Annotated in this window: 8 protein-coding genes and 1 pseudogene; 4 read left to right on the forward strand and 5 right to left on the reverse strand. The window is 70.2% G+C overall.

Annotated features, from left to right (window positions below; genetic code table 11):
- Positions 1 to 2: 2 nt before the first annotated feature.
- A complete protein-coding gene (locus ACFV9T_RS29045; protein WP_385445389.1) occupies positions 3 to 938 on the reverse strand; it encodes a D-alanyl-D-alanine carboxypeptidase family protein in 936 nt (311 codons plus the stop codon).
- 199 nt (positions 939 to 1,137) lie between these two features.
- Positions 1,138 to 1,545 carry a VOC family protein gene (locus ACFV9T_RS29050; RefSeq protein WP_385445390.1) on the reverse strand — a complete coding sequence of 136 codons (408 nt, stop codon included), beginning with the start codon at positions 1,543 to 1,545 and terminating at the stop codon, positions 1,138 to 1,140.
- 101 nt (positions 1,546 to 1,646) lie between these two features.
- Between ACFV9T_RS29050 and ACFV9T_RS29055 the strand changes: the two genes are divergently transcribed.
- Positions 1,647 to 2,519 (forward strand): SAM-dependent methyltransferase, encoded by an 873-nt coding sequence (locus ACFV9T_RS29055; protein ID WP_385445391.1) that lies wholly within the window; start codon positions 1,647 to 1,649, stop codon positions 2,517 to 2,519.
- A gap of 13 nt (positions 2,520 to 2,532) precedes the next feature.
- On the opposite strand, the gene ACFV9T_RS29060 is transcribed toward ACFV9T_RS29055, so the two are convergent.
- Positions 2,533 to 3,075 (reverse strand): CGNR zinc finger domain-containing protein, encoded by a 543-nt coding sequence (locus ACFV9T_RS29060; RefSeq protein ID WP_385445392.1) that lies wholly within the window; start codon positions 3,073 to 3,075, stop codon positions 2,533 to 2,535.
- A gap of 99 nt (positions 3,076 to 3,174) precedes the next feature.
- Between ACFV9T_RS29060 and ACFV9T_RS29065 the strand changes: the two genes are divergently transcribed.
- Positions 3,175 to 3,891, forward strand: coding sequence for a haloacid dehalogenase type II (locus ACFV9T_RS29065; protein WP_385445393.1), 717 nt, complete (start codon positions 3,175 to 3,177; stop codon positions 3,889 to 3,891).
- 11 nt (positions 3,892 to 3,902) lie between these two features.
- Here ACFV9T_RS29065 and ACFV9T_RS29070 read toward each other — a convergent pair.
- Positions 3,903 to 4,114: pseudogene (locus ACFV9T_RS29070) on the reverse strand (LacI family transcriptional regulator); the annotation flags it as partial.
- Positions 4,115 to 4,210: 96 nt separating this feature from the next.
- A complete protein-coding gene (locus tag ACFV9T_RS29075) occupies positions 4,211 to 6,616 on the reverse strand; it encodes an ATP-binding cassette domain-containing protein (RefSeq protein ID WP_385445394.1) in 2,406 nt (801 codons plus the stop codon).
- A 288-nt stretch (positions 6,617 to 6,904) separates the two neighbouring features.
- Between ACFV9T_RS29075 and ACFV9T_RS29080 the strand changes: the two genes are divergently transcribed.
- Both ACFV9T_RS29080 and ACFV9T_RS29085 read left to right on the forward strand, forming a co-directional pair.
- The gene (locus ACFV9T_RS29080) at positions 6,905 to 7,789 is read left to right on the forward strand and encodes a calcium-binding protein (RefSeq protein WP_385445395.1); all 885 of its coding nucleotides are present in this window, start codon (positions 6,905 to 6,907) and stop codon (positions 7,787 to 7,789) included.
- 381 nt (positions 7,790 to 8,170) lie between these two features.
- The gene (locus tag ACFV9T_RS29085; protein WP_385445396.1) at positions 8,171 to 10,954 is read left to right on the forward strand and encodes an AAA family ATPase; all 2,784 of its coding nucleotides are present in this window, start codon (positions 8,171 to 8,173) and stop codon (positions 10,952 to 10,954) included.
- Positions 10,955 to 11,015: the final 61 nt, after the last annotated feature.

The following is an 11,015-nucleotide window of genomic DNA, read 5'->3' on the forward strand; positions in this document are numbered from 1 at the left end:
GGTCAGTCCCGCTGAGCGTCCTTCGGAAGCTTGCGCCACTTCACCTCGGTGTCGACGTCGTACGCGAAGTCGAGCATCTTCTGCGCGTCCGGGTAACGGTTCGCCGCGTCGTTGAGGATGACTCCCACGACCGTGCGGTCGCCGCGCTTGGCGGCGAACACCAGACAGGGACCGGCAGGGGTGGTGGTACCCGTCTTGACCCCGATCGCTCCCTTGTACGAGCCCAGGAGGCGGTTGGTGTTGTCCCAGGAGTAGTACCGGGTACGGCCGTTGGCCGCCGGTGCCTCCTGCTTGGTGGACACCGACTTGACGACCGTCTCGAAGGTGGAGTTCTCCATCGCCCGCTGCGTCAGCTCCGCCACGTCGCGCGGCGTGGAGTAGTTGTCGCTGTTCGCCGAGACACCGTCGAAGGAGTCGTAGTGGGTGTTGGTGAGCCCCAGATCCTTCGCCTTGGCGTTCATCTTGGAGACGAACGACTTGGTGCGGTCGGCCACGGTGTCACCGCTGCCGAACGTGTCGGCCAGCGCCATCGCCGCGTCACAGCCCGACGGGAGCATCATCCCGTACAGCAGCTGGTTGACGGTCAGCTTGTCGCCGACCTGCAGGTCCGCCGTACTGGCTTCCGAGGACGTCACATAGTCCCGGTAGTCCTGCTTGACGGTGACCTGCTTGTTGAGATCCACGTCCTTGGACTCGAGTACCACGAGCGCGGCCATGATCTTCGTAGTGCTCGCCATCGGACGCTTGGTGTCGGCGTCCTTGGCCATCAGCTCCTCGTCGGAACCGGTGTCGAGCAGGTACGCGCCCTTGGCGCTGACCTCCGGCGGCTCGGTCGAGGCCTGAGCCACCGCCACCGGGACCGCGATCGACACGGCCACCGTGGACGCGACCGCCGCCACCTTCCAGCGACGGGTCACGGTTCCACGACGTTTATGCATTCGCCCTCCGTTTCAGTTGAAGATCGTTTCGGAGGGCGCATCGTCTCACTGCGTGCAGCACGAACACACTTCGGGGCACCGTGCGCGCGAAGATCTAGGGAATCAACCAGCCACCGCTGTGGGCGCACTCCGAGTCGTCGCCTCCGCTGCGACACTGGCCGTACGCGACGGCGTCCAGCGCCAGCACGAGCGCTCCGAATCAGGGGCGGCGGCCCGCGAGGACGCAGAACTCGTTCCCCTCCGGGTCGACCAGCGGGACCCAGCTCTCGTCGCCCTTCTGACCGACATCGGTGTGCCGGGCACCCAGGTCGAGCAGGCGCCTGACCTCTTCGTCCTGCTCCCGGTCGGTGGGGTTGATGTCGATGTGGAGCCTGTTCTTGACGGTCTTGCCCTCGGGCACCCGCGCGAAGGTCAGCGTCGGTGGCACCGGGCCAGGGCGGTCCCTGCCTTCCGGCACCAGCGGGGAGCCGATCGAGACGACCTCGTCGTCACCGCCTCCTTCGCCGTCCTCGTCTCGCACCTCGTAGCCGAGGACCGCGCACCAGAACCGGGCGAGACCGTGGGGATCGGCACAGTCGATAGCAAGCTCACTGAACTTACTGGCCATGTCTGGGCCTCCCAGGCGAAACGGACGTTCGGATCGGCGCGGACCACATACCCTACGCAGGACCGTACTTCCGCTCCTGTCCTTTTCCGAGGAGAGCCCCGATGCCCGCCGATGGCCAGACCCCGCAGACACTCGGCTTCGCGCCCGAGCAGATCAACACGGGTCGGCCGCATCCCGCCCGGATGTACGACTACTACCTCGGCGGCAAGGACCACTATTCGGTCGACGCGGAGGCGGCCGAAGAGGTGCTGCGCCGTACGCCGCAGGTGCGGGACAGCACGCGGGGGAACCGGGCGTGGATGCACCGGGCGGTGCGGTATCTGGCGGAGACGGCGGGGGTGCGGCAGTTCCTCGACCTGGGCACGGGGGTGCCCACCTCACCCAATCTGCACGAGGTGGCGCAGCGGGTGGACCCGGCCTGCCGGGTGCTCTACATGGACAACGATCCCATCGTGCTGGCGCACGCCAGGGCGCTGCTGACGTCCGGACCGGCGGGCCGTGTGGCCTACCGGCACGGGGATCTGCACCAGCCCGCCGCGGTGCTCGGCGAGGCGCGCGCGGCGGACATCTTCGACTGGGACCGGCCCATCGCGCTGATCCTCTCCGCGGTCATGCACTTCGTCCCCGACGAGGCGGACCCGGCCGCCCTCATCCGCACGTACTGCGACGCGCTGCCGGACGGCAGCTACCTGGCGCTGTCCCACGCGACCGGCGACTACTCCCCCACCACATCGGCCGGGGCCGCCGTCTACGCCGAGCGCGATGTGGCCGCGCCCATGGTGCTGCGCGACCACGCCGACATCCTCCGGCTGTTCGACGGGACACATCCGGTGGAGCCCGGAGTGGTACGGCTGCCGGAGTGGCATCCCGAACTCGGCCCGGCGCCACGGCCGGAGGACGGGCTCGGCTACGACCCGGCACGGGTGTGGGCCTACGCCGGGGTCGCCAGGATCCGCCCCCACGGTCCCTCTTGAGATCGCACGCACCTCACCGGCGAACGGCCGCCGTGGCCGCGGCCCGTTTGCGGGCGCGATAGGCCGCTGCCTTGACGCGGTTGCCGCACTCGTCCATCCCGCACCAGGTACGCCTGGCACCGCGCGAACGGTCGAGATAGATGCGGGTGCAGCCACCGCGACCGCACTCCTTGAGACAGGCGTGGGGATCGGCGAGCACGGCGATACCGCTTCTGGCGATGTGGACGAGCACTGCCGGGAGGTCGCCCGAGATCCGCAGCCCCGCGTCGCCGAGTTCGATCGTGGGCACCGGCCCGGCGGCCGCGCCGTTGACGATCTCGAGGCTGCCCGGGTCGAAGGCCCGATGGAGCACGCGATCGAGAGCGAGTTGGTAGATCGCTTCGCGTAGTGACAGCGCGGACTCGAACGTCGCGGAGTCGGCGATGACCCGTTCGGGGAGCGCGTCGCATTGGGCCACCCACCGCTCCAGGTCGGCGGGAGCGGCCAGGACGTCGATGGGCTCGCCCCGGCGCGACCCCACGGTGCCGGCCAGGTCGAGGGCTGGGTCACCGCTCACGAATGCGAATTTCACGTCACCATCTTGACCGGTGACGGGGCCGGTGACAAGGTCGTCACCGGCTGAGCTGGTGACGCCAGCACGAACGCAGGAGGGCGCATGGCCGAGATCCACGGCATCGAGGTCGTCGTCTTCGACATCCTCGGAACACTGGTCGACGAACCCGGCGGGCTGCGTGCGGCCCTGCGCGACGCGCTGCCCGCGTCCGACGACGCGTGCGACGCCCCGTCCGACGACGCGGCCGTCGACGCGCTGCTCACCGTGTGGCAGCAGCACGTCGAGTGCGAGCAGCGACGCATCGGGCAAGGGCACCGCGCGTACGCCAATACCGAGATCATCGACGCGGAGGCCGCCGGGCGGGTGGCCGACCGTGCAGGACTCACCGATCCCGCGACCATCGCCCGGCTGGCCACGGCGGGGCAGCGGCTGCCTCCGTGGGCCGACTCCGCCGCCGGTCTCGAACGGCTCGCGCGACACTTCCCCCTGCTCGGGCTCTCCAACGCGAGCCGCACCGCCTTGCTGCGCCTCAACGCCCATGCCGGGCTGCGCTGGCACCAAGCCCTGTCCGCCGAAGCGGTCCTGGCCTACAAACCGGCGCCGGAGGTCTACCAGTTGGCCATCGACGCCGCCGGATGCCCACCCGAACGCGTACTCATGGTGGCCGCCCACGCCTGGGACCTCCGCGGCGCCCGGGCGAGGGGCATGCGCACCGCCTACGTCAGGCGACCGGCCGGGGATCCGCCGACCGGCTCCGATGCCTTCGACGGGCGGTTCAACGGGCTGGACGAACTGGTCACCGCGCTGACGGCGAGGTAGTCCTGCGGGCGGGGTGGCGCGCTGGTGCCTCGTACCACCAGCTTCGGGTCCAGCACGGCCTCCCGTGGCTCCGGCGCGCCGTCGTCCAGCCGTTCCACGGCGAACCGCACCGCGTACAGGGCCAATCGGCGCCCGCCCGCGTCAGGGTCTCCTCCGTATGGGCACCGGGGATCACCCGCGCCGTGGACTCCAGCCCGTGGCGGCGCATCGCGGCGCGGTAGGCGCCGCCGTCAAGGACGAGCAGGAGAAGCTGGGCGGCTGGCAGGACACGAAGTCCACCCCGTGGATGCGCAAGCATCGGCAGTTCGTAACGCCCCGGTCAGGCGCCGACGTAGGCCGCCAGGTGTTCGCCGGTGAGGGTGGAGCGGGCGGCGACGAGGTCGGCGGGGGTGCCCTCGAAGACGATCCGGCCGCCGTCGTGGCCCGCGCCGGGGCCGAGGTCGATGATCCAGTCGGCGTGTGCCATCACCGCCTGGTGGTGCTCGATGACGATGACCGACTTACCGGCGTCCACCAGCCCGTCGAGCAGGCCGAGCAGATGCTCGACATCGGCGAGGTGCAGACCGGTGGTCGGCTCGTCGAGGACGTAGACACCACCCTTGTCGGCCATGTGCGTGGCCAGCTTGAGCCGCTGTCGCTCACCGCCGGACAGCGTGGTGAGCGGCTGGCCCAGGCTGAGGTAGCCGAGCCCGACGTCGGCGAGGCGGCCGAGGACGCGGTGCGCGGCGGGCGTACGGGCCTCACCCGCGCCGAAGAACTCCTCGGCCTCGGCCACCGACATGGCCAGCACCTCGCTGATGTCGCGGCCGCCGAGGTGGTGGTCCAGGACCGATGCCTGGAACCGCTTCCCGTCGCACTCCTCGCAGGTGGTGGAGACACCGGCCATCATCGCCAGGTCGGTGAAGATGACACCGGCGCCGTTGCAGTGCGGGCAGGCGCCCTCGGAGTTGGCGCTGAACAGCGCGGGCTTCACGCCGTTGGCCTTGGCGAACGCCTTGCGGATCGGTTCGAGCAGACCTGTGTACGTCGCCGGGTTGCTGCGCCGGGAGCCACGGATGGCGCTCTGGTCGATCGCCACCACTCCCTCCTCGGCGGCCTTCGGACCGGCCACCAGTGAGCCGTGCAGCAGCGAACTCTTGCCGGAGCCCGCCACGCCGGTGACGGCGACCAGCACCCCGAGCGGGATGTCGACGTCGACGTCCCGCAGGTTGTGCGCGCTCGCGCCACGGATCGGCAGGGTGCCGCTGGGTGTCCGTACCGTCTCCTTGAGGGCGGCCCGGTCGTCGAAGTGGCGACCGGTGATGGTGCCACCGGTCCGCAGCCCCTGGACGGTGCCCTCGAAGCAGACGCTGCCGCCCGCCGTCCCCGCACCGGGGCCGAGGTCCACGACATGGTCGGCGATGGCGATCGTCTCCGGCTTGTGCTCCACGACGAGCACCGTGTTGCCCTTGTCCCGCAGCCTCAGCAGCAGGTTGTTCATCCGCTGGATGTCATGGGGGTGCAGCCCGATGGTGGGCTCGTCGAAGACGTAGGTGACATCGGTCAGCGAGGAGCCGAGGTGGCGGATCATCTTGACGCGCTGCGCCTCGCCGCCCGACAGCGTGCCCGACGGCCGGTCGAGCGAGAGATAGCCGAGGCCGATCTCGCCGAACGATTCGAGGGTGTGCCGCAGCGCGGCGAGCAGCGGCGCCACCGATGGCTCGGCCAGGCCGCCCACCCAGGCGGCCAGGTCGCTGATCTGCATCGCGCAGGCGTCGGCGATGTTGATTCCGTCGATCCGCGACGACCGGGCCCCCTCGTTCAGCCGGGTGCCGTCGCAGTCGGGGCAGGCGGTGAAGGTGACCGCCCGGTCCACGAACGCCCGGATGTGCGGCTGCATCGCCTCCCGGTCCTTGGACAGGAACGACTTCTGGATCTTGGGGATCAGCCCCTCGTAGGTGAGGTTGACACCGTTGACCTTCACCTTGGTCGGCTCGCCGTGGAGGAAGGCCCGCATCTCCTTCTCGGTGAAGTCGCGGATCGGCTTGTCCGGGTCGAGGAACCCCGACTGGGCGTAGAGCCCCACGGTCCACACGTTGTCCGACTTCCAGCCGGGGATGGTGAACGCGCCCTCGGCGATGGACTTGGAGTCGTCGTAGAGCTGGGTGAGGTCGATGTCGGAGACCGTGCCCCGGCCCTCGCAGCGCGGGCACATGCCGCCGGTGCGGCTGAAGGTCGCCTTCACGGCCTTGCTGTTGCCGCGTTCGACCGTGATCGCGCCGCTCGCCCGGACCGAGGGGACGTTGAAGGCGAACGCGCCGGGCGGGCCGATGTGCGGCTGGCCGAGGCGGCTGAAGAGGATGCGCAGCATCGCGTTGGCGTCGGTGGCGGTGCCGACCGTGGAGCGCGGGTCGGCGCCCAGCCGCTGCTGGTCGACGATGATCGCGGTGGTCAGCCCGTCGAGCACATCGACCTCGGGCCGGGCGAGCGTCGGCATGAAGCCCTGGACGAAGGTGCTGTACGTCTCGTTGATCATCCGCTGGGACTCGGCGGCGATCGTGTCGAACACCAGGGAGCTTTTCCCCGAGCCGGAGACGCCGGTGAACACCGTCAGCCGGCGCTTGGGGATCTCGATGCTGACGTCCTTGAGGTTGTTCTCGCGCGCACCGTGCACACGGATCAGATCGTGGCTGTCGGCGATGTGCGGGGCGGGCGACGGCGTGTCCGTCCTCATGGTCGTACTCATCGTGTCTCCATCCATGCACGGGCCGTGGCGCGAGCCGGTCTCATGATGCGCTGGAGTCACGTTAGCCGCGGTGCGGCGGCCGCGCTTCTCCATCTCTGACCGGCCTCTGATCGTTCCGTTCACCGGCCCCGTGGTTGCCTCCCGGGGCCGCTCAGAAGAACTCCGGGAAGCCCCCCGGTGACATGTTCGCCCCAGGCAACTGAAGTGGTGTTTCCTGGGCAACCCGGTCCCCCGGCGCCCTGTCTATGCGGGTGATCAACCGCCACTTACCCGAAGGGTCACTTCCGCATGGCTCAGCACCGAACCCTCGCCGCCACCGCCACCACCGCCGCCGCGCTCGCCGTCGTCTTAGGCGGGGCGGCGCTCTGGGCGCCCGCCGCCCACGCGGACACCGCGAACACCTCAGCCACCTCGTCCACGGCGGCCCAGACCACCCTCACCCACGAGGACGGCGTGCTCTCGTACCTGGCCACCGCCGGGCAGACGAACAGGGTGACGGTCTCCACGGAGAACATCGACGTCGACCCCTCCGAGTTCGGCGGCGACTTCCTCATCACCTTCCGCGACCAGGCCGGTATGGGCATCGACCCGTCGGCGGCGCAGTGGGACGCCTGCAAGTACCCCTCGGCGGCCGATCACACCGTCGTGCAGTGCGTCATCGCCGAGCCGCTGGGCTCCGACGACTCGACCACCTTCGAGCTGTTCCTGGGCGACGGGAACGACACCGCGACGGTCGACGGCAAGGCGGGCACGATCGCCGCGCTCCGAGGCGGCGCCGGGGCCGATGTCCTCAAGGGCACCGGGCAGAACGCATTCCAGGGCGAGGACGGCGACGACCGCATCGAGGGCGGCGACGGCATGGGCGTCCGGGGCGGCGAGGGAGACGACACCATCGTCGGCGCGTGCTCGTACGAGTGCCGAGGCGACGCCGGGAACGACACCCTCACCGGAACCGGCGAGGCCGACAACCTGTACGGCGACGACGGGAACGACATCCTGCGCGCCGGGTCCGACAACGACTTCGTATACGGCGGCAAGGGCGACGACACGCTGTACGGCGAGGACGGCAACGACACCATGTACGGCAACACCGGCGACGACACGCTGTACGGCGGCAAGGGCACGGACACGCTCTCCGGCGGCGCGGGCAAGAACAAGGTGTACCAGGACTGACGGCTGAGCCATCACCCGAGGCCGCGGCGGAACCCGCCGCGGCCTTCGCCGTGTCCGGGACCATTGCTTCTGGTCCCCGTGCGTGACGGGTGTCTACAACAAAATACCCTGTTTCTCTACTGCTTTGGCATTTCCATGATCCGAGCGCGACACGTGCAGGGAATTCATCAGTCCGCAACGACCTGACCGGGCCTTCTTCCCGGATACCGGCGGGTTCCATGACTAAGATTTCCCTAGGAACACGACCAAGGGGTGTTCAGCGGCGTCGCGCCGAATATCCTACCGCCCGGATAGTGACCGAATGCAGGTCACGAACTTCCAGCATTGACGAGTCCGTTCCGTTTCCGGGCATGCTGGAAAGCGGAACCGGCTTCGTGCTCCATGACGCCGACAGGGGGAAGCTCAGCAGTGTTGGTGGAACGAAGAAAATTACTGGATCAGCTCGATGATCTCCTGATGCAGTCCGCGCGCGGCCGGGGGGCCATCGCCGCGGTCAGCGGTTCGACGGCGATGGGCAAGACCACGGTGCTCAACGCACTGGCGGAACGGGCCACCGCGGCGGGCAGCACGGTGCTCGGTGTGGTGAGTTCGCCCCATGAGCGCGAGGTCCCGTACAGCGCCGTCGCCCAGCTCTTCCACGCGATCGACGCGCGTTCCGCCCCGCCGGTGGCCGAGGACGACCCGCTGGCCGCCGCGCAGCGCACGTACCAGATCATCGCCGGTCTGGCGGCCCGGCGTCCGCTGCTGATCACGGTGGACGACATCCAGCACACCGACACCTCCAGCCTCTCCGCTCTGCGCTACGTGGCGCAGCGCCTGACCCGGCTCCGCCTCGCACTGGTGTTCACGCGCGGTGTCACCGTCGAGGAGCAGCCACCGCGCATCCTGCACGACCTGCTGTACCGGACGAGCGTGCGCCGTTTCCATCTGGGGCCGCTGTCGCGGGCGGGTGTCAGGGAGCTGGCGCCGTCCCCGCCCTCGGACCGGCTCATCACCGAGATCCACGCCCTGAGCGGTGGCAATCCGCTGCTCGCACAGGCGCTCATCGAGGAACACCGGCTGCGCGCCACGCCCGAATCCACGGGCGGCGTGGGCCCGTCGGAGGGCGACGGGACCCCGCCGCTCCCCGAGGGCGGGATATCGATCGGGCCCGTCTTCCATCAGGCGGTCCTCGCGTATCTGCACCGGATCGGCCCGCGCGCGGTGCTTCTCGCCCGGTGTGTGGCGCTGTTGGACGAGGCGGCCACGCCCCTGCTGCTGAGCCGGTTGAGCGGCATCGACACCGAACTGCTCAAGCGCTATCTCCGGTTGCTCACCGGCATCGGTGTGCTCAGCGGTGCGCGGCTGCGGCACGGGGGCGTACGGCAGGCGGTCCTCGGCGAGATGCCGCACGACGAGGCGACGGCGCTGCGGTATCGCGCCGCGCGCCTGCTGTACGACAGCGGGGCGCCGCCCCAGGCGGTCGCCGTGCAGCTGCTCGGCGCCGGTCCGCTGCACGAGGACTGGGTGCTGGGCGTGTTGCGGGAGGCCGCCTGCCAGGCCCTGGACGACGGCGATGTCCAGCGGGGCATCCGGTGTCTGGAGCTGGCCCGCGAATGCTGCTCGGACGAGACGCAGCGGCTGTCCGTGAAGTCGCAGTACGCGTGCGGCCAGTGGCAGTTGCGCCCCGCCGACTCGGCGCCGCACTTCCTCGCGCTCAAGGCACCCATCCTGGAAGGAAAGCTGACGGGGTACGACGCGCTGTGGGCCGCCGAGGGCATGTTGTTCCACCTCAGCTTCGACGACGCCCTGATGACCGTGGAGCATCTCAACGACGGCGACGAGGAGATGGCGACCGCGCTGCACGGCACCCGGATGCTCATGGCCTCGGAGGTCCCCGGCGTGCTCGACCGGCTGAGCCGTCCGCTGCCCGCCACCGCGGCCCCGGCCATGTCCCACTCCGAGCTGCGCGCCCGCCACGCCCTCGCCCTGGTCCTGGAGCGGGGTGCCGACGAGTACGCCATCGCCCTGGCCCAGCAGGTGTTCCAGGCCAGCCCGAACGCGGTGACCTCGCAGCTCAGCAGCCTGCCGAAGGCGCTGCTGGCGCTGTGCTACGCGGATCAGCTGGACGCCGCGGCCAGATGGCACGATCATCTGGCGGGCGACGCGGGGCGCCATGACGCCCCGGCGTGGCGGGCGCAGATCGCCTGCGTAGGCGCGCTCGTCTCACTGCGGCGCGGACGGCTGGCGGACGCCGTGCGCCAGGCGGAGACGGCGTACGCCCGGCTGTCGGGGCCGAGGTGGAACGTCAGCAGCGCGCTGGCGCTGGCCATATTGATCGAGGCGCACACCGCGATGGGCGATCATCAGGCGGCGGCCGGGTATCTGACTCCGGAGCCGCCGCCCGAGCTGTTCCTGACCCGCGCCGGGCTGCACTATCTGTACGCGCGCGGCCGCCACCATCTCGCCACCGGCAACACGTATCTGGCGCTGTCCGACTTCCAGGGGTGCGGCAGTCTGATGCTCCGCTGGAACGTCGACACGCCCACCGTGGCGCCGTGGCGGCTGGGCGAGGCGGAGGCGTGGCTGCGGCTGGGTGACCGGGAGCGAGCGGCCCGGCTCGTCGAGAAGCAGCTCGCGAGGCCGGACACCGGGCTCAGCCGGTCGCGCGGGATGGCCCTGCACGGCCTGGCCCTGGTCCAGCCCACCGCCCAGCAACCCGCCATCCTGCGGGACGCGTTCCGCCTGCTGGAGGTGAGTGGCGCGCGGTACGAGGCGGCCGCCGTGCTGGCCGATCTGAGCCGCGCGTACCAGCAGCTGGGGGACAAGCGGGCGCGGCCGACCGCGCGGCGGGCGTGGCGGCTCGCCAAGAGCTGCCAGGCGGAGCCCCTGTGCCAGGCGCTGCTTCCGACGTCCGCGCCACGGAGCATCGGCACGCGCGGGAGCGCGGAGTCCCGTGGTGACGACCGTGCCGACCAGGACAGTTTCGGCGGGCTCAGCGAGTCGGAGCGGCGCGTCGCCATGCTGGCCGCCCAGGGGTACGCGAACCGCGAGATCGCCGACAAGCTGTTCATCACCGTCAGCACCGTGGAACAGCATCTGACCCGGGTGTACCGCAAGATGGGCATCAGAAACCGCGAGCAGCTGTTGCAGGGGGCCCACGCGGTCAGCTACGAGTCCGCCTGACCCGTCAGCGCCCCGGTGAGGGCCGTCGTCCGCCTGTCCCGTTTCCCGGCGGGGCCGGCGG

The sequence above is a fragment of the Streptomyces sp. NPDC059850 genome, assembly GCF_042731515.1.
Classification (GTDB): domain Bacteria; phylum Actinomycetota; class Actinomycetes; order Streptomycetales; family Streptomycetaceae; genus Streptomyces.

Excerpts from the sequence above, each read along its gene's own strand:
- ACFV9T_RS29045 (WP_385445389.1), bottom strand. The coding sequence starts at position 938 with ATGCATAAACGTCGTGGAACCGTGACCCGTCGCTGGAAGGTGGCGGCG.
- ACFV9T_RS29050 (WP_385445390.1), bottom strand. The coding sequence starts at position 1,545 with ATGGCCAGTAAGTTCAGTGAGCTTGCTATCGACTGTGCCGATCCCCAC.
- ACFV9T_RS29055 (WP_385445391.1), top strand. The coding sequence starts at position 1,647 with ATGCCCGCCGATGGCCAGACCCCGCAGACACTCGGCTTCGCGCCCGAG.
- ACFV9T_RS29065 (WP_385445393.1), top strand. The coding sequence starts at position 3,175 with ATGGCCGAGATCCACGGCATCGAGGTCGTCGTCTTCGACATCCTCGGA.
- ACFV9T_RS29075 (WP_385445394.1), bottom strand. The coding sequence starts at position 6,616 with ATGAGTACGACCATGAGGACGGACACGCCGTCGCCCGCCCCGCACATC.
- ACFV9T_RS29080 (WP_385445395.1), top strand. The coding sequence starts at position 6,905 with ATGGCTCAGCACCGAACCCTCGCCGCCACCGCCACCACCGCCGCCGCG.
- ACFV9T_RS29085 (WP_385445396.1), top strand. The coding sequence starts at position 8,171 with ATGACGCCGACAGGGGGAAGCTCAGCAGTGTTGGTGGAACGAAGAAAA.